General features: G+C 68.6%; 13 protein-coding genes. 6 read left to right on the top strand and 7 right to left on the bottom strand.

Going from position 1 to position 17809, the window contains the following annotated elements:
• Positions 1–102: 102 nt before the first annotated feature.
• Positions 103–2619: an ABC transporter permease gene (locus AB6807_RS22710; RefSeq protein WP_371086320.1), complete on the top strand. Its 2517-nt coding sequence runs from the start codon at positions 103–105 to the stop codon at positions 2617–2619.
• Positions 2620–2715: 96 nt separating this feature from the next.
• On the top strand, positions 2716–4272 hold the full coding sequence (locus AB6807_RS22705) for an AAA family ATPase (protein WP_371086319.1): 1557 nt from the start codon (positions 2716–2718) through the stop codon (positions 4270–4272).
• A 4-nt stretch (positions 4273–4276) separates the two neighbouring features.
• On the opposite strand, the gene AB6807_RS22700 is transcribed toward AB6807_RS22705, so the two are convergent.
• Positions 4277–5641 (bottom strand): HD-GYP domain-containing protein, encoded by a 1365-nt coding sequence (locus AB6807_RS22700; protein ID WP_371086318.1) that lies wholly within the window; start codon positions 5639–5641, stop codon positions 4277–4279.
• Positions 5642–5679: 38 nt separating this feature from the next.
• Complete coding sequence (locus AB6807_RS22695) at positions 5680–6594, bottom strand: LysR family transcriptional regulator (protein ID WP_116910903.1); 915 nt, start codon at positions 6592–6594, stop codon at positions 5680–5682.
• A gap of 112 nt (positions 6595–6706) precedes the next feature.
• Here AB6807_RS22695 and AB6807_RS22690 point away from each other — a divergent pair, with 112 nt between their 5' ends.
• Positions 6707–8239 (top strand): MFS transporter, encoded by a 1533-nt coding sequence (locus AB6807_RS22690; RefSeq protein WP_371086317.1) that lies wholly within the window; start codon positions 6707–6709, stop codon positions 8237–8239.
• A gap of 24 nt (positions 8240–8263) precedes the next feature.
• Here AB6807_RS22690 and AB6807_RS22685 read toward each other — a convergent pair whose 3' ends face one another.
• The 4 genes from AB6807_RS22685 to AB6807_RS22670 all read right to left on the bottom strand — a co-directional run bounded on the left by AB6807_RS22685 (position 8264) and on the right by AB6807_RS22670 (position 14935).
• Complete coding sequence (locus tag AB6807_RS22685; protein ID WP_371086316.1) at positions 8264–9433, bottom strand: hypothetical protein; 1170 nt, start codon at positions 9431–9433, stop codon at positions 8264–8266.
• 83 nt (positions 9434–9516) lie between these two features.
• Positions 9517–10782 (bottom strand): pentapeptide repeat-containing protein, encoded by a 1266-nt coding sequence (locus tag AB6807_RS22680; RefSeq protein WP_371086315.1) that lies wholly within the window; start codon positions 10780–10782, stop codon positions 9517–9519.
• Positions 10779–13931 carry a metallophosphoesterase gene (locus tag AB6807_RS22675; RefSeq protein ID WP_371086314.1) on the bottom strand — a complete coding sequence of 1051 codons (3153 nt, stop codon included), beginning with the start codon at positions 13929–13931 and terminating at the stop codon, positions 10779–10781. Before AB6807_RS22675 ends, AB6807_RS22680 begins: the two co-directional genes overlap by 4 nt.
• A 110-nt stretch (positions 13932–14041) precedes the next feature.
• Positions 14042–14935 (bottom strand): LysR substrate-binding domain-containing protein, encoded by an 894-nt coding sequence (locus tag AB6807_RS22670; protein WP_371086313.1) that lies wholly within the window; start codon positions 14933–14935, stop codon positions 14042–14044.
• Between the two features lie 124 nt (positions 14936–15059).
• Here AB6807_RS22670 and AB6807_RS22665 point away from each other — a divergent pair, with 124 nt between their 5' ends.
• From AB6807_RS22665 to AB6807_RS22655, 3 genes are all read left to right on the top strand, one after another.
• Positions 15060–15812 (top strand): SDR family oxidoreductase, encoded by a 753-nt coding sequence (locus tag AB6807_RS22665; RefSeq protein ID WP_371086312.1) that lies wholly within the window; start codon positions 15060–15062, stop codon positions 15810–15812.
• Between the two features lie 39 nt (positions 15813–15851).
• Complete coding sequence (locus AB6807_RS22660; protein WP_371086311.1) at positions 15852–16748, top strand: SDR family NAD(P)-dependent oxidoreductase; 897 nt, start codon at positions 15852–15854, stop codon at positions 16746–16748.
• A gap of 83 nt (positions 16749–16831) precedes the next feature.
• Positions 16832–17056, top strand: coding sequence for a SlyX family protein (locus AB6807_RS22655; protein ID WP_371086310.1), 225 nt, complete (start codon positions 16832–16834; stop codon positions 17054–17056).
• A gap of 64 nt (positions 17057–17120) precedes the next feature.
• Here AB6807_RS22655 and AB6807_RS22650 read toward each other — a convergent pair whose 3' ends face one another.
• Positions 17121–17807, bottom strand: a complete 687-nt coding sequence (locus AB6807_RS22650; protein WP_116910910.1) for a hemolysin III family protein — start codon at positions 17805–17807, stop codon at positions 17121–17123.
• Positions 17808–17809 lie beyond the last annotated feature (2 nt).

Here is a 17809-nt window from a genome sequence, read left to right as displayed (position 1 = left end):
GCGGCAGTGCCCCGGTGCGATCAAGTAGGCCAAGGCCTGCAATCGCTTGGCAATAACCCTTGGATGCCGCCGTGTGCGGGGCTCTCGGCTATCGTCGCGGCCATGAATGCCTCCCTCCGCCTGGGTTGGCGCACGCTCTGGCGCGACCTGCGCGCCGGCGAGTTGCGCCTGTTGATCGTTGCCGTGCTGCTGGCCGTGGCCGCGCTCACGGCCGTCGGCTTCTTCGCTGACCGCCTGCAGGGCGGGCTGAAGCGCGATGCGCGCCAGCTGCTGGGCGGCGACGCGGTGGTGGTCAGCGACAACCCCACGCCCGAGGCCTTCGTGGCGCAGGCGAAATCGCTGGGCCTGGAAGGCACGGGCACCTACGGCTTTCCGACCATGGCGCGGGCCGAAGAAGCCCAAGGCGGCGCCAGCAAGCTGGTGGCGCTGAAGGCGGTGGCGACCGGCTACCCGCTGCGCGGCAGCCTGCAGACCTCGACCACGCTGGACGGCGCGGGCGCGGTGACGCGCGACATTCCGCCGGCCGGCGAGGTGTGGGTCGATGCCTCGCTGCTCGACTCGCTGGGCCTGAAGGTGGGCGACACATTGCTGCTGGGCGACACCGGCCTGCGCGTGGGCCGCGTGATCACGCTGGAGCCCGACCGGGGCGCGGGCTTCATGAGCTTCTCGCCGCGCGTCATGCTCAACCAGGCCGACGTGGCGCGCACCGCGCTCGTGCAGCCGGCCAGCCGCGTGGGCTACCGCTATGCGGTGGCCGGCAACGACCTGGCGGTGAAGCGCTTCACCGACTGGGCCGAGGCCTCCATCAAGAAGGGCGAGCTGCGCGGCGTGCGGCTCGACTCCTTCGAGGGCGGCCGCCCCGAAATGCGCCAGACGCTCGACCGCGCAGAGAAATTCCTGAGCCTGGTGGCGCTGCTGGCGGCGCTGCTGTCGGCCGTGGCCGTGGCGCTGGCCGCGCGCGGCTTCGCGGCCAGCCACCTGGACGACTGCGCCATGCTGCGCGTGCTGGGCCAGAGCCAGCGCACCATCGCGATGGCCTATTCGTTCGAGTTCGCGGTCATCGGCCTGGTGGCCAGCGGGCTGGGCGTGGCCATCGGCTTCGCGGTGCACTACGTGTTCGTGCTGCTGCTGGCCGGGCTGGTCGAAACGGCGCTGCCGGCCGCCACGCTGTGGCCGGTGGCCTTCGGCCTGGGCATGGGGCTGACGCTGCTGTTCGCCTTCGGCCTGCCGCCGGTGCTGCAGCTGGCCAAGGTGCCGCCGCTGCGCGTCATCCGGCGCGACGTGGGCGGGCTCAAGCCGGCCTCGCTCGCGGTGCTGGGCGTGGGCGTGGCGGGCTTCGCGGCCTTGCTGATGGCGGCCAGCAGCGACATCAAGCTGGGGCTGATCGCGGTCGGCGGCTTCGCCGGCGCGGTGGCCGTGTTCGCGCTCTTGAGCTGGCTGGCGGTGAAGGTGCTGCGCCGCAGCGTGAACGAAACCACCGCGCCGCGCTGGCTGGTGCTGGCCACGCGGCAGATCTCGGCGCGGCCGGCCTACGCGGTGGTGCAGGTCAGCGCGCTGTCGGTGGGCCTGCTGGCGCTGGTGCTGCTGGTGCTGCTGCGCACCGACCTGGTGGCCAGCTGGCGCCAGGCCACGCCGCCCGACGCGCCGAACCGCTTCGTCATCAACGTCATGCCCGACCAGAGCGACGCCTTCCAGAAGTCGCTGCGCGACGCGGGCGTGGGCAAGTTCGACTGGTACCCGATGATTCGCGGCCGCCTGGTCGCCATCAACGACAAGCCGGTAACGCCCGACGACTACGCCGAAGACCGCGCCAAGCGCCTGGTCGACCGCGAGTTCAACCTGAGCAACGCGGTGCAGGCGCCCGAGCACAACGCCATCACGGCCGGCAAGTGGACGCCCGGCGCGGCCGGCGAGGTGAGCGTGGAAGAGGGCCTGGCCGAAACGCTGGGCCTGAAGCTGGGCGACACGCTGCGCTTCGACATCGGCGGCATGCAGAACGACGCGCGCGTCACCTCGCTGCGCAAGGTCGACTGGGGTTCGCTGCACGCCAACTTCTTCGTGATGTACACGGTGGCCTCGCTGGCCGACGTGCCGGTGACCTACATGGGCGCCTTCCGCGCGCCCGAGACGCGTGGCTTCGACAACGCGCTGGTGCGCAGCTACCCCAACGTGACCAACGTGGACATGAGCGCCACCATCAACCAGGTGCAGCGCGTGCTCGACCAGGTGATTCGCGCGGTCGAGTTCCTGTTCGGCTTCACGCTGGCGGCCGGGCTGGTGGTGCTGTTCGCGGCCGTGACGGCCACGCGCGAAGAACGCGCGCGCGAGTTCGCGGTGATGCGCGCGGTGGGCGCGCGCGCCAGCCTGCTGCGCCAGGTGCAGCGCGCCGAGCTGGCGGGCGTGGGGCTGCTCGCGGGCTTCCTGGCAAGCATCGTGGCCTCGGTGATCGGCTGGGCGCTGGCGCGCTATGTGTTCGAGTTCACCTGGACCGCTTCTCCGCTGGTGCCGGTGGCCGGCGCGCTGGCCGGCGCCGTGCTGGCGCTGGGCGCCGGATGGTGGGGCCTGCGCGACGTGCTGCGCCGCCCGGTGGTGGACACGCTGCGGCGCGCGGCCGAGTAATTTTTTTCTGCGCCGGGGCGGCGGTCGGGGCTGTACGGGGCCGGGGATGCAATACATTCCCCGACCCCGTATCCAATTCAGAAAAGAAACCCCTGCATGCGCTTGGCGTCATTCCAGATCACCAACTTTCGCTCGATCAACGACAGCGGCCTCATCCATTCCTCGCAGATCACGGCGATCCTCGGTCGAAATGACAGCGGCAAGTCGAACCTGCTGCGCGCGCTCCACAGCCTGAACCCCACCGAGGGCCTGGCCGAACTCAGCCCCATCAAGGACTTTCCGCGGCACCGCCGCCTCGACGAGTGCACGGGCGACACGCCGGTGGTGTTCACGCGCTGGGCGCTGGACGAGGCCGAGCAGGCCGTGCTCGCCGAGATGCTGCCGCGCGCGGCCGGCGTGCGCCACGTCACCGCGAGCCGGGGCTACGCCGCGGTGCGCCAGGCCGGGCTCGAAGGCCTGGCGGCGCTGTCGCTGGACGTGAGCGACATCAAGGCCAAGGTGCGCAAGATCGTGCCGGCCGTGAAGGCCGCCGCGGAGAAGGTCGCCGAAGAAGCCAAGGCCCTGCTCGAGCAGGAGGCCGACACCTTCGACGCCGCGATGATCATGAGCCCCGACTACATCCGCTGGTCCGCCGGCGCGGTGCAGGCGGCGCAGGCGCTGCGCAAGGCGCTGGCCGTGGCCGGCGCCGAGCTCAGCGACAAGCAGGAGCAGATGCTGGGCGAGCTGGAGGACATGGCCCTGGCCATCGCCAACGACGCGCCCGCGCTGGCCCGCGCCCAGGCCTGGGTGCTGCAGCAGCTGCCGCGCTTCGTCTACGTCGACGAATACCCCGCGCTGCCCGGTCGCCAGAACATCGCCGAGTACCTGGGCCGCGAAGGCTGGGGCCAGCGCACGCCCGCGCAGCGCAGCTTCGGCAAGCTGTGCAAGGTGGCGGGGCTCGACCCGCGCCAGCTGCAGGCGCTGCTCGAGAAGAACGACCTGGCCACGCGCAACCAGCTGGTCAACCGCGCCGGCGCGGTGGTGACGGCGCAGATCCGCCGGCTGTGGAAGGACCGGCCGCTGAAGGTGCGCTTCAACCTCGACGGCCAGCACCTGGACACGCTGGTGTCCGACCCCGACGACGCCTACGAGGTGGAAGTGAACCTCGACGAGCGCAGCCGCGGCTTCCAGTGGTTCTTCGCGTTCTACATCGCGTTCTTCGCGGACACCCGGGCCGACACAAAGGCCGACCGCCAGGGCGGCACCCAGGGCGCGGTGCAAGCCGCCGTGCTGCTGCTGGACGAGCCCGGCCTGCACCTGCACGCCCACTCGCAGGCCGACCTGCTGGCGCATTTCGAGAACGACTTCGGCAACCAGATCCTCTACACCACGCACTCGCCGTTCATGGTGCCCACGCACCGGCTCGACGCGGTGCGCACGGCCTGCATGACCGAGGCCGGTGGCACCACCGTGAGCAACACCGCCGAGGGCGACGCGCGCACGCTGTACCCGCTGACGGTGGCGCTGGCGTTGAGCAGACTAGCGGCTGACAACACTGCATCGGCTGCCGCTGCCGCTGCCGCTGCCGCTGCAGCGCCGGTGCCTGCACGCGCCCCTGCGCCTGCAGCCCCGGTGCCCGCAACCGCCCCGGCGGCTGTGGTCGAGCCGGCCTGACCCGTCAGGCGACGATGCGCTGCAGCGCATCGAAGCAGGCCGGGTCGATCGCCGTGCCCACGCTCGCGGCCATCACCGAGAGCGCCTGGGCCACCGGCATCGCCGCGCGGTGCGGGCGGCTGGCGCACAGCGCGTCGAAGATGTCGGCGGCCGTGATGATGCGTGTCTCCAGCGGAATCTGCGGCGCCTTCAGCCCGCGCGGGTAGCCCGTGCCGTCGAGCCGCTCGTGGTGGGCCGCCGCCACGCGCCCGAGGTCGCCGAAGGCGCCCACGCGCGAGAGGATCGCCTCGGTGTGCTGGGCATGCCGCTTCATGGCGGCCAACTCGGCGCTGTCGAGCTTGCCGGGCTTGTCGAGCACCGCGTTGCTCACGCCGAGCTTGCCCACGTCGTGCAGCAGCGCGCCGCGGCGCAGCCAGCGCCGGCGCGCGGGCGCAAGGCCGAAGTGCTGGGCAATGCCGTCCACGTTGCCGGCCACGCGCGCGCTGTGGCCGCTCGTGAACGGGCTCTTGCCGTCCACCACCTGCCCGAAGGCCTCGGCGATGTCGTCGAGGTAGTCGTCGTCCACCGCGACCCGGCCCCTGGCGGGCTCCATGGCGAACACGCGGGCCTCCAGCGCCGGCGATGCCAGCCGGTGCCAGAACAGCGGGTCGAGCGCCACGTGGTCGAAGGCGGCCACCAGCGACGGGTCGAACCAGCTGCCCGCGCGGGAGCGCGCCTCGTGAATGGCCAGCGGCGCATGCCCCGCCGTGTGGTGCACGTCGACCGCCTGCGCCAGCAGCGCGACGCGCGCGGTCAGCGGAATGGCGTCGCCCCGGCGCTGCTGCGGGCGGCCGCTGCCGTCCCAATGCTCGTGCAGGCTGGCAATGCCGTGCTGCACCGCTTCGCTGAAGCGCAGCTGTCGCGCGATGGCGGCGCCCTGCGTGCAGCGCGTGCGCATCAGCTCGTCGGCAATCTGCGGGCCGTTGCGCAGCACGTTCATCAGGCTGCGCAGCCGCGCCGGCAGGCTGGCCTTGGCGCCCGTGTGGGTGAAGACGAAGCGCAGCATGCGCGGCCAGCTGTCGCCGACCTGCTTGAGGTCGCGCTTGAAGCGCAGGTCGTCGGTAAGGTACAGCTCGGAAATGCGCGCCGCATTGCTGCTGCAGCCCAGGTCCTTCAGGAGCACGGTGTAGTACACGTCGCGCAGCGCCAGCTCGTCCAGCCCGAGCTGGCGGCCGATGTTCATGCCGATCCAGCAGGAGCGCACCGCGTGGCCCCGGGGCTGGCCCGAGGTGAGGTCCAGCGCATGGCTGAGCGAGCCGATGAGCGGGGAAAGCCCGAGGTTTTCGGTCGCGAACGCCTGGGGGTCCGGGGAGGCGTTGGGAGGCAGCATCTTCGTTTTATCGGCAGGGCCGGTGGAAACTTGAGAGCTTATTTCGTAATTTGGCCGGTGGCAGCGTCTTCGACGGTTTCCTTGAACATGTGCTCGCCCGCGAAATCGACGAACGCCCGCACCTTGGGCGAAAGCTGCCGGCTCGACGGCCACAGCGCCGAGAACTGCCCCTGGCGCACAAGGTGCGCGGCCAGCACGCGCTGCAGTTCGCCGCGCGCCAGCGAGTCGCGCGCCAGGAAGTCGGGCATGTAGGCCACGCCCAGCCCCGCGATGGCCGCGCCCAGCATCGCCTCCATGTTGTTGCACAGCAGGCCGGGCGGCAGGCGCTCGGGCAGGCCGGGCAGGTCCCATTCCTCGACCTTGCCGCCGGTGACGAACTTGTAGCGCAGGCAGGCGTGCCGCGCGAGGTCGGCCGGCACCTGCGGCACGCCCTGGCGCGCCAGGTAGGCCGGCGAGGCCACCAGCACGAACTGGAACGGCCCCAGCCGGCGCGCGACCAGTTGCGAGTCGACCAGCTCGCCGCTGCGGATGGCCACGTCGACGCCCTCGGCGATCACGTCGACCAGGCGGTCGTTGAAGTCGAGGTCGAGCTCGATCTCGGGGTAGCGCGCCTTGAAGGCCGGCAGCACCGGCAGCAGGAAGCGGTAGCCGATGGTCGGCAGGCTCACGCGCAGTCTGCCGCGCGGTGCGGCGATGGCGTCCTGCATCATGGCGCGCGCATCGTCCAGCTCGTCGAGGATGCGGCGGCAGCGCTCGTGGAACAGCGCGCCTTCCTGCGTGAGCCGCGTGTGGCGCGTGGTGCGGTTGAACAGGCGCACGCCGAGCTGCTGCTCGAGCCGCGCCACGTTCTTGCCCACGGCGGAGGCCGAGATGCCCAGCAGCCGCCCGGCCTTGGCGAAGCTCAGCAGGTCGGCGGCGCGCACGAAGGATTCAAGGCCGGCGAAGCTGTCCATATTGGCAACCTTTGGTTGGGAGTCTGAGGATCGTCGCGGCTATTTTGATTTCATTCAATCCTTTTTATCTTCGTGCTTTCGTTTTTGCGTGAAAGCACCCGCGATGTCCTCGATGTCTTCGTCCCTGTCGTCAACGTCTTCCAGGAACTGGCTGCTCGCCGCCGTCTGCCTTGCCGCGCTGGGCATGCCGCTGAGCTTCACCGGCCCGGCGGTGGTGCTGCCCGCCGTGCACTCGGCGCTCGGCGGCAGCCCGGTGCAGCTCAACTGGGTGACCAACGCCTTCATGCTGAGCTTCGGCGCCACGCTGATGGCCGCCGGCGCGCTGGCCGACGCCTACGGGCGCAAGCGCGTGTTCCTGCTCGGGCTGGCGGTGGTGGCGCTGAGCGCGTCGCTGCTCACGCTGGCGCCGGGCATCGTGGCCTTCGACCTCGTGCGCGCCTTGCAGGGCCTGGGCTCGGCGGCCGCCTTCGCCGCGGGCACGGCGGCGCTGGCGCAGGTGTTCGACGGCCCGGCGCGCATGCGGGCGTTCAGCGCCATCGGCACCTCGTTCGGCGTGGGGCTGTCGTGCGGCGCCATCCTGTCGGGCTGGCTGGCCGAGCGCTTCGGCTGGCAGGCCGTCATGCTGAGCCCCGGCGCGGCCAGCCTCGTGGCGCTGTGCATTGCCGCACCCAGCATGCGCGAGTCGCGCAACCCGAACGCCATGGGGCTCGACGGGCCCGGCACCCTGAGCTTTACCACCGCGCTGAGCCTGCTCACGCTGGGCGTGCTGCAGGCGCCAGAAAGCGGCTGGGGCAGCCCGTGGGTGGTGGGCTTGCTGGCCGGCGCGGCGCTGATGGGCGCGGCCTTCATCGCCATCGAGCGGCGCGTGGCGCACCCGATGCTCGACCTGTCGCTGTTCCGTTTTCCGCGCTTTGTCGGCGTGCAGCTGCTGGCCGCCGCGCCGGCCTACGGTTTTGTCGTGTTGCTGGTGCTGCTGCCGATTCGCTTCATCGGGCTGGAAGGGCGCAGCGCGCTGGAGGCGGGCAGCTTCATGTTCGCGCTGTCGGGGCCGATCCTGGTGGTGCCGACATTGGCCGCATGGCTGGCGCACCGGTTCTCGGCGGGCGCGATCTCGGCGGTGGGACTGCTGGTGTGCGCGGCCGGGCTGGCGTGGCTGAGCCGCTGCGCGCCCGGTGCGCCGCTGCATGAACTGGCGGGTGCGCTGCTGCTCATCGGCGCGGGCATCGGCCTGCCGTGGGGGCTGATGGACGGGCTGGCCGTGAGCGTGGTGCCGCGCGAGCGGGCGGGCATGGCGTCGGGCATCTTCAACACCGTGCGGGTGGCGGGCGAGGGCATCGCGCTGGCGCTGGTGGGCGCGGGGCTCACGGCGCTGGTGGCGGGGCGACTGGGGCATTCGGCCGCGGGCCCGCAGGCAGTGTCACAGGCGGCGCAACGCATGACGACGGGGGACTTGTCGCAGGCATTGGCCCTGCTGCCGGATGTGGACCGCGCGGCGCTGCTGCAGGCGTACGGCGCGGCGTTCGGTAGCTTGCTGTGCGTGCTGGCGGGAGTGACGGTGCTGACGGCGCTGGTGGTGTTTCTGTTCTTGCGGCGGGAAGGGCGTGGGGAGGAACAGGCGGTGGGGTTGGAATCGCCTGCGTGTTGATGTCGAAGGGGCTCCTCGCGTCTTTCAGCGGGGCTTGATGTTGGAACCTTCGAGCTTGACCTGTCCTTTGGCGAAGGGCTGGACCTTGCTTTCCCTGGCTTGGGTGTTGGTGAAATCGACCGAGCGGGCGATGGTGTTGGCGGCGAGTTCCAGCCGGGCGATGCGGCTGTTCGAAAGCACCAGGCTGTCCAGCGTGCAGCCCTGCATCTGGAACAGCGAAGTGTGGATATGGTGCGTGTTCAAACGCGGCACCTTGCTCGCTTGAATGACGACGCTGTCGTTGACGCGCGCTCGCACGTTGGCCAGGTCGAGGCCCGTGCCGCCGGCGATGGTGACGGGTTCGGTGGCGAGGTCGCCGCCGAACACGACGTTGTCGATGTCGATGGCCCGGATTCCGCCGGCGTACGCCTCGAAGACCTTTGTGCCGTTACCGAAGATCTGGCTGTTTCGCACGCTGAGGCGCCCGGCTTCCTTGACGTAGGCGTTGATGTAGCCGCCTTTGACGCGTTCGAAGAGGATGGTTTCCTTGACGGTGGCGTCCGTGAGATCGAGCTCTTCCAACACGGTGTCTATAACTTCGAGCGAATGCAGGTTGCTTGCAGTCAAGTCGAACTTGCCCCTCAGCTTGCTCCCGATGATCTGTACTTTTGGGACGATGCCGTTCGATTCCCTCGCGTCGATCGGGCACTCCATCGAGTCGAACTCACAGTTTCGAATCACCAGTGCCGAGTGCCCCAGCACGCCGAACCACTTCCCTCTGCAGCCATCGAACGCTGCTTCCCCGTAGCTTCCGATGCTGCCCCAGTGATTCGAGTCTTCGCTGGTTCCAATGAAATTGCATCGCTCGTACACCACCGCGCTGCTGCCTTCGGCACCCCACAGGTGCGAAGCGCCGGCCACGCCGCAATCGCTGAAGCGCACCGACTTCTGCACGCCCCAGGCGAAGATGCCGGAGAACCGGCACCCGCTGAATCTGCAGTCGCTCATCGATGCGAGCTTGACTTCATAGGCGCCAAGGAAGTCGCAATTCTTGAACAGCACGTTTCGCCACGCCAACCCCTCGAATCGGACGCCGTGGACTTCAGCGTCTTCAATGGTCAGCAAGGCGTCGCCGGTTTCCTTGCGGCGGAGTTCGGGGTCTTGCAGGTACGCAAAGGCCTTGCCGAGACTGTCGATCCTTCGTTTTTTTCTCACGGTGTTTCCGGCTCGCGTTGATGATGAAAGTGTTCCGAATGCGGCTGCACCGGCAATGAGAAATCGGCGACGTTGCATACGGGCTATTTGCCTTTGATGACGGCACCCGGCATTCGAGTCGCCTGCCTGTTGATGTTGGAGCCTTCGAGCTTGGCCTGTCCTTTGGCGAAGAGCTGGACGTTGCTTTCCCTGGCCTGGGTGTGGGTGAAATCGGCCGAGCGGGCGATGGTGTTCCCCACTAGTTCCAGTTTGCCGATACGGCCGTGGGAAATGTTCAGGCTGCCGATCGTGTTGCGCTCGAAACGGAGATGCCGGGTTTCAAGCCACGAGGCGTCCACCACCGGCAAGCTGCAATCGCGGATGACCGTCAGTTCGTTCAGCGGTGTCGTACTCCATTCATCGGCCTGCAGAGGACGCCCCGGCCCCAGGTTGACCTTCATCGTCATCGGCGTGCCGAAGCTGCTTCTCTCGAGCAGGACTTGCTGGGCGCTGTCCATTGCCATGACGAAAGAAACATCCCGCCCGCTGCCCCGGATCTCACTGTCGCGGACCGTGAGACTGCGAGCCGAAGCCACGCTCGCATCGATGAAACTCGCCTTGACGCGCTCGAAGAGAACGTCGCCCTTGACCTTTGCGTCGGAGAGGGTCAGTTCTTCGAGCACGGTGTCGCGGATGGTGAGCGAACGAAGCGTCGCGGGCGTCATGTCGAACATGCCGCGCAGCGTTGATTTTTCGATCCACACGTCGGAGCCGCCGCCGTCCTTGCTGACGTTGCAGTCGACGGTGTCGAAGTCGCAACCGACGATCATGTGCCGCGTCTCACTGATGACGTTCGTCCATTTCATCTTGCAACGCGTGAACTCCGTCTCGCCATAGGACCCCATGCCGCCCCAGCGATTGGGGTCGGGGTCGACGCCAGTGAAGCTGCAGTCCACGAAGCGCACGCCCTTGCTCGCCACGCCGCCAACGACGAAGGTGTTGGCCCTGGCGCTGCAGCGCAGGAAGTCGACGTTCACGAGCTTCCCGAAATTGAATATCCCGGCGAATCGGCAGTTCGAAAACTCGACGCCCTCCATGTCTGCCTTGATCTCGTAGGCCCCCACGAAATCGCAATCGACGAACCTGATGTTTCGCCATGAGGCATCGACAAAGCTGACGCCGGACACCTCGACGTCGCGGATCTCCAGAACCGCATCGCCCGTCTCCCTTGCTCGGAGGGCCGGGTCCTGGAGGTATGCCCATTTCTTGTCGAGCGTGCGTACGTTGTTTTTTCTCATGGCGAACCCTGTTGTTGGCGCGGCGAACGCCGTGATGAGCAATGCGGCGGTCGTGAAGACGCGGCGCTTCATTGCTCGGCGTCCCGTTGTTGTTCTTGCTTCTTGCCGGTGATGACTTCCGCCGCCGGCACATAGCCTCTGTTCTCGCAGTGGGTGGCGAGGAACTTCCAGTCCGGCACTTCTCCGCGCTCCTGCGCTGGCCGAAAGAAGTGCCACGAGCGCACACCAAGGCTCGACGCGCCCATTCGCACGCCGAGCGGGAACACCCAGGGGTCCAGGCAGTCCATGTCCTTGCTCCAGTCGTGCTCGCCGACCGTGGGCTGCTTGAGCAGCACCTCGCAAAAGCCTTGCACGATGGCTTTGCCTCCGTTGGCGTTGATGGCGCGCGCCAGGGCGGCCAAGTCTTCGGCCGTGAATTCGAGCGCAGGGTTCTTCGCATTCACGTGAAAAACCGGGGTCAGTGCGTTCCAGCGCTTGGTCGCGTGACGGCCCGCGCCAGACTTTTCGAACGCCCATATCCGCACCCCCGCAATGCAATCCAGCTTCGCCATCGTCCGGCTCAGCACCACCGGCACGCGGCCGCCTCCGGCGCCCAGGTCCACCGACTTGAAGGACAGCGGCGCGACGATGTGCTTGTCCGGGTTGCGGCTCATCACCGCCATGTAGTCCAGCGCGACGCACAGCCGCGGCTTTTCGTTCAGCGGCGCGCCGGCGCTGCGGCTGGCACGCTGGGTGCTGACCTGGCTGATGAGGCCCGTCAGCGGGTCCAGGTGCGTGCCGGCGGGCGGGCGCAAGGTCCAGCCGTCGAGTTCGCGCTCGAGGTTCTGCTTGCCGATGGGCCCGCCGCAGCTGCTGACGATGAAGCGCGTGCGCTCGCGTGCAGGCGCTTTCACCGTTTCACCCTTCTTCAGGAGGCCAGGGTCCCTGGCCCGGGTGACTTCGAGCATCGGCGAGCCGTGGGGCGGATGCCGCCACGCCACGTCGTACACGCCGCTGCGGTGGCTGTGGCCGCTGAAGTGCCAGTCGACGGCGCTGGTCGTGCCTGCCGCGTCGGTTCCGCGCGCGGCGTTCGCGCCCTCGACGAACACGTGGCGCGCGAAGTACGCGTCGAGGTTGATCTCGCAGGTGCCGGTGTTGACGTGGTTGAAGCCCGGTTGCATCCGGCCCGGCGCGGCCAGGGGGCTGCTGGACGGAACGAAGCGAACCTCCGCGCCCTTGGCCGAGTACGGCACGAACTCGTCGTAGTTGACGATGGTGAAGTGCGTCGCCACCGTCAGGCTGGCACGCGGGCTGGCCTGCTTGTGGCGCCGGGCCTGGTCGAGCACGGCCAGCTGATGGAGGCTGAACGATTGGTTGGCGCGCGGCAATATGCCGGTTCCCTGGCGGTCGGTCGCGGTCACGGCGATGCCGCTGAGCGTCAGGTTCTTGAAGTTCTCTCCCTGGCCCCATCCCAAGGCCGCGATCACTTGCGTGGCCGGGCCGCTGCGGTCGGGCTCCACCGCCAGGGCGACCACCACGTCCTCGAGCGGGGTGAACAACACATGGAACCAGTCGTAGTGCGCGGTGCCGTAGTTGTTGCCCGTGAGCGCCTGCGCGTAGGTGGGGCCGTAGGCCAGCGTGGCCTCGTAGATGGTCATGTTGTGGTCGGCCGCGATGCCTTCGTTGGCCTTGTTGTCGTGCCATTGGCTGGCGCTGTCGAAGTCGCGGTAGGTCTGCGCGAGGTCCTGGATGTCCAGGTTCTTGTTCGCGTTGACGACCCGTCTCCCTGCGTCGGCCACCGGACCGATCCTGCTGATGGCATGCGCACCGCTGCCGACCCCGACCGTCGCGACGGGGTCGAAGGCGCGCTCCTTCGCATAGCGGTCCGTGCCCAGCGTGTCGGTCGTGTCTTCGAGCACGCCCATGGCCGCGCCCCAGGCATTGATGCGGGGGCTGATGCCATAGGGCAGCAGGTAGGCCTCGTGGTTGCCGCTGGTCATGAACACGGGCAGCTTCAGGGTGTTGTACGCGTAGCGCACCAGGCTGAAGGCCAGCATGTCGTCCTGCCCGCGCGGATAGAGCCCCGGCGTGTTGAAGTTGTTCAGCACGTTGAACTTCTTCCACTGCCCGCCGATGTCGTCGGGCACCTGCGCGGGATCGATGTTGCGGTTGAAGTCGATCAGGTCGCCGGTCAGCAGCAGGGCGGTGTCCGGCTTGCCGCCGGCGCCGACGCGGTCGAAAAGCTCCTTCAGCGCATTGAAGCTGTTGCACACGCGCGAACCGACGGGGCCCTGCGAATGCTGGCTGTCTTCGATGACGCGCGCGGGCGACTTGGCCAGCGCGTTGTGCCGCACGTTGATGTGAACGTCGCTGAGGTGCCCGAGCTTCAGCGGGCCATCGTCACCCAGGCGAATGACCGGGTGCCATGCGGCAAGGCGCTGCGCCCCGTTGGCCACCAGCGTGCGTGCGTTGCGCGCCGTCTGCGCGACGTCGTATTCGACCAGGCAGGTCTCCTGGCCCCTGCGCGTGTGATTGGCGTTGGCGGCCTGGTGTGCGTGGCCGGGGCTCTCGACCTGCGAGACCAGAAAAGACTCGACCAGAAGGTCTTGTGCGTGAACGGTGGGCGCTGCGCACAGCGTCGGCAGGCTCGCCTTCTGTGCCTTCGTGGGCGCGACCATCCACGCAAAGCTCATGAAACGGTCAGCCCGGGGCTGGACGCGCAGCTTTGCAAGCTCGAGTTCGACCTCGTAGACGTAGCCACCCGCAAAGCCCGCCTCGACGTACGCCTTCACAGCCTGCGGGCTGAGCGTGGCGGACACCTCGCCTTTCTGGTTGTAGATGAGCGCTCCCGCTTCGAAGCGGCCGACGCGCCAGACCTTGATGGCGCTCTTGGCCGTGGCGCAGTCCTTGCCGTCGCCGGTGAGCTCGCCAATGCCGATGTCGGCAGGGGGCTTGGGGCCCGTCATGCCGACAAGGCGCAGATGGCGCGAGACCGTCGCGGCCGCCGTTTTTTCGGGGTCGCCATCCATCGCGAAGATGTGCGAGCGTCCATCCAGCGTGATGCGGCGGTTCGCGGCATTGGCAACCCCCAGCGACGCCATGGCGATGAACAGGCTGCATTTCTCCTGGCTCGCAGCGAGCAGCAGCGGCGTGCCGAGGCTGGGGTACAGAATCACAGCCACCTTTTGGGCCGGGTCGCTGCAATCGCATACCGCGCTGGCGGTGCGGGGGGTGTGGGGCATGGGCTTCGCGCTCCGGGTGGGTCCATCGGGTCGCGGCAGTTTGCGTGCGCCATGGCGCAGGCACTGCAAACAATGGTCACCTCGCGCCGGCGCTCCGGGCGCGCCCGACCTCAGGTTTCAGCGGTCTCGAACACATCCCGCAGCCACTGCGTGAACACCCGCACGCGCGACGACAGCTGCCGGTTCTGCGCATACAGCACCGACACCGGCATCGGCGGCGGTGCGAAGCCGGGCAGCAGCACCTTCAGCCGGCCGTCCGCCACTTCGCTCGCCACGCGGTAGCGCGGCACCTGCACCAGCCCCAGGCCCGCGACGGCGCAGCCCGTGTACAGGTCCGCACCGGTCACCGACACGGCGGCCGGCAGGTGCACGGTCGTCACCTTGCCGTCGACGGTGAACTCCAGCGGCACCGCCTTGCCCGTGCCGCTGGAGATGTAGTCGACGGCGCGGTGCGAAGCCAGCGCCTCCAGGCCCTCGGGCTCGCCGTGCGCCGCCAGGTAGCCGGGGCTCGCCACCGTCACCTGCGGCAGCAGCGCCACGCGGCGCGCGACCATCGACGAGTCTTGCAGCGTGCCCGCGCGCAGCACGCAGTCGACGCCCTCGCGCACCAGATCCACCAGCCGGTCGTCCTCGCCGATGTGCAGTTCCAGCCCGGGGTGGCGCGCCAGGAAGGCCGGCAGCGCGGGCACCACGAAGTGCCGCGCCAGCGTGCCCTGCAGGTTCACGCGCAGCAGGCCCTTGGGTGCCTCGTCGCGGAACAGGCCTTCGGCCTCCTCGACGTCGGCCAGCAGCCGCACGCAGCGCCGGTAGTAGGCCTCGCCGTCCTGCGTGAGGCGCACGGTGCGGGTGGTGCGCTCCAGCAGCCGGGTGCCGATGCGCTGCTCCACCCGCTTGATCAGGTTGGTGACGGTGGCACGCGGAATCTGCAGGTCTTCGGAGGCCTGCGTGAAGCTCTGGCGCTCGGCGATGCGCACGAAGGCCTGCATTTCCTGGAAACGGTCCATCGGGCTGCGCTCGCATTCATTGTTGAAGTAAATGGAATAGTAATGGCGATACGGGCGTGATTATCTTTCGGGTGGAACGATCGATCATTCGTTCATCCCACCACTCCCTGCCAAGGAACGCACCATGAACACCCCCGCCCACATCGCCAACTCCCGCGTCGCCGTCGTCACCGGCGCGTCGCGCGGCATCGGCGCCGCCATCGCGCAGCGGCTCGCCCAGGACGGCTTTGCCGTCGCCGTCAACTACGCATCGAGCTCGGCACAGGCCGACGCCCTGGTCGCCGAACTGCAGGCCGCGGGCGCCAAGGCCATTGCCGTGAAGGCCGACGTGGCCAGCGCCGAACAGGTGCGCGCCATGTTCGATGCCGTCGAGGCCCAGCTCGGCAAGGTCGATGTGCTGGTCAACAACGCCGGCGTGCTCAAGGCCGTGCCGCTGGCCGAGCACACCGACGCGCTGTACGACCAGACCTTCGACATCAACGTGCGCGGCACCTTCAACACCCTGCGCGAAGCCGCCACGCGGCTCAACGACGGCGGGCGCGTCGTCAACTTCTCGAGCACCACGCTCGCGCTGAACATGCCGGGCTATGCGATCTACAACGCCACCAAGGCCGCGGTCGAGGCCTTCACGCATGTGTTCGCCAAGGAACTGCGCGGGCGCGACATCACCGTGAACGCCGTGGCGCCAGGCCCGGTCGCCACCTCGCTGTTCCTCGACGGCAAGACCGACGAGCAGGTGCAGGCCTTCGCCAAGATGCCGCCGCTGCAGCGCCTGGGCCAGCCCGGGGACATCGCCTCGGTGGTTTCGTTCCTGGCCGGCCCGGACGCGGGCTGGGTCAACGGCCAGGTCCTGCGCGCCAACGGCGGCGTGGCCTGAGCCGCCAGGTTCAAGAGCGAACGCTTCGGAGAAAACACCATGCAGAAACAGATCGTCCTGGTCACCGGCGCGGGCACCGGCATCGGCAGGCTCACGGCCCTTTCGCTGGCGCAGGCCGGCCACGTCGTCTATGCGTCGATGCGCGACATCGCCGGCCGCAACGCCGGCCGCGCCGCCGAATTGCGCGCGCTGGCCGCGACGCAAAACATTCAGCTGCACCCGCTGGAGCTCGACGTGCTCTCGCAGCCATCAGCCGATGCCGCCGCCGCGACCATCGTGCGAGAGCAGGGTCACCTCGACGTGGTGATGCAGAACGCCGGCCACCTCGTGGTCGGCCCCACCGAGGCCTTCACGCCCGAGGACATCATGAAGGTGTTCGACACCAACGTGCTCGGCGCCCAGCGCGTGAACCGCGCGGTGCTGCCGTACCTGCGCAGGCAGGAGTCGGGGCTGATGCTGTGGATCAGCAGCACCACCACCAAGGGCGGCTTTCCGCCGTTCATGGGGCCCTATGGCGCGGCCAAGGCGGCGATGGATTCGCTGGCGGTGACGCTGGCCTACGAGATCGCGCGCTTCGGCATCGAGACCTCCATCGTCGTGCCCGGCGCCTTCACCCAGGGCACCGATCACTTCCCCAGCGCGGGCAAGCCGGCCGACGCGGCAACCGCATCCGCCTATGCCCGCTACGACGGCGTGATGGACCAGATCGGCGAACGCCTGTCGGCCCTGACGCCCGCCAACGCCGACCCGCAGGCGGTGGCCGACGACATCGTGCGCATCGTGGGCTTGCCCGCAGGCACGCGGCCGATGCGCTCGCTGATCGACTTCGTGGGCGACGGCGCGGCGGAGGTGTTCGAGGTGTCGGAGCGCGTGCGCATCGCGTTCGCCAGGCGCATCGGCATGGGCGACCTGCTGGAGGCCAGGGTGCGCCGCTAGCCCCTAACCGCTAATTGCTAACCGCAGGCCGTCGGAAAACGGCGTCACAAAAGACGCGTCGGTCTTCCTGTCCAATAGCGTCCATGGAAAACCAACCCGACGCCCTTGCCGAACGCGTGACCGAGCTCGAGATCAAGTCGAGCTACGCCGAAGACCTGCTCGACCAGCTGAACATGACGATCTACCGCCAGCAGCAGCAGATCGACCGGCTGATCCTGCATGTCACGCAACTGCGCGAGCAGAGCGCGAACGCGATGCAGGACGGCGCGGGGGGCAATCCGCGCGACGAGTTGCCGCCTCATTATTGAGCAGCTGCACGGAGAATTTGTCTGAGGGCATCGGCGTGTTGGCCCCTGAACCCGCGGCGACGAATCAGCCGTGCGAATGCCAGAGCACCGCGAAGAAGTGGCAGGTGCTGCCGGCCAGCACGAACAGGTGCCACACCGAATGCGCGAAGCGCACCTTGTTGTCGAACAGGAACACCACGGCGCCCGCCGTGTAGAACAGCCCGCCGGCCACCAGCCAGCCCAGGCCCGCCGCCGACATGCGCTCGTACAGCGGCACGGCCGCCATCAGCGCCATCCAGCCCATGGCCACGTACAGGCCGGTCGACCACAGCGGGTGCTGCAGCCGGTTGAACAGCTTGGCGCTCACACCCAGCACCGCCGCCGCGCAGATGGCGCCGAACAAGGTCCAGCCCAGCGGCCCGCGCAGCACGCCGAACAGGAAGGGCATGTAGCTGCCCGCGATGAACAGGTAGATGGCCGCATGGTCCAGCCGGTTGAACCAGGCCTTGGCCCGGCCCATGGGCAGCGCGTGGTACAGCGTGGAAATCAGGTACAGCACGATGGCTGTGCCCGCGAACAGGCAGGCGCCGACCACGCCCGCGGCCTGGCCCTGGTGCGCCGCGCTGTAGACCAGGATGGGCAGGGCCGCAATGGCCAGCGCCAGGCCCAGGCCGTGGCTGAGCGCGTTGAAGAGTTCTTCCATCGCCGTCTGGTCGCGTGCCGCCAGGACGGCGGCGCGGGGCGGGCTTTGCGTGTGCGAACGGGTTGTCATCG

The sequence above is a fragment of the Variovorax sp. RCC_210 genome, from assembly GCF_041355175.1.
Lineage (GTDB): Bacteria > Pseudomonadota > Gammaproteobacteria > Burkholderiales > Burkholderiaceae_C > Variovorax.
This window is presented reverse-complemented; position numbering and strand designations above follow the sequence as displayed.

Excerpts from the sequence above, each read along its gene's own strand:
- AB6807_RS22690 (WP_371086317.1), top strand. The coding sequence starts at position 6,707 with ATGTCTTCGTCCCTGTCGTCAACGTCTTCCAGGAACTGGCTGCTCGCC.
- AB6807_RS22695 (WP_116910903.1), bottom strand. The coding sequence starts at position 6,594 with ATGGACAGCTTCGCCGGCCTTGAATCCTTCGTGCGCGCCGCCGACCTG.
- AB6807_RS22665 (WP_371086312.1), top strand. The coding sequence starts at position 15,060 with ATGAACACCCCCGCCCACATCGCCAACTCCCGCGTCGCCGTCGTCACC.
- AB6807_RS22710 (WP_371086320.1), top strand. The coding sequence starts at position 103 with ATGAATGCCTCCCTCCGCCTGGGTTGGCGCACGCTCTGGCGCGACCTG.
- AB6807_RS22680 (WP_371086315.1), bottom strand. The coding sequence starts at position 10,782 with ATGAAGCGCCGCGTCTTCACGACCGCCGCATTGCTCATCACGGCGTTC.
- AB6807_RS22705 (WP_371086319.1), top strand. The coding sequence starts at position 2,716 with ATGCGCTTGGCGTCATTCCAGATCACCAACTTTCGCTCGATCAACGAC.
- AB6807_RS22675 (WP_371086314.1), bottom strand. The coding sequence starts at position 13,931 with ATGCCCCACACCCCCCGCACCGCCAGCGCGGTATGCGATTGCAGCGAC.
- AB6807_RS22650 (WP_116910910.1), bottom strand. The coding sequence starts at position 17,807 with ATGACAACCCGTTCGCACACGCAAAGCCCGCCCCGCGCCGCCGTCCTG.
- AB6807_RS22700 (WP_371086318.1), bottom strand. The coding sequence starts at position 5,641 with ATGCTGCCTCCCAACGCCTCCCCGGACCCCCAGGCGTTCGCGACCGAA.
- AB6807_RS22660 (WP_371086311.1), top strand. The coding sequence starts at position 15,852 with ATGCAGAAACAGATCGTCCTGGTCACCGGCGCGGGCACCGGCATCGGC.
- AB6807_RS22655 (WP_371086310.1), top strand. The coding sequence starts at position 16,832 with ATGGAAAACCAACCCGACGCCCTTGCCGAACGCGTGACCGAGCTCGAG.
- AB6807_RS22670 (WP_371086313.1), bottom strand. The coding sequence starts at position 14,935 with ATGGACCGTTTCCAGGAAATGCAGGCCTTCGTGCGCATCGCCGAGCGC.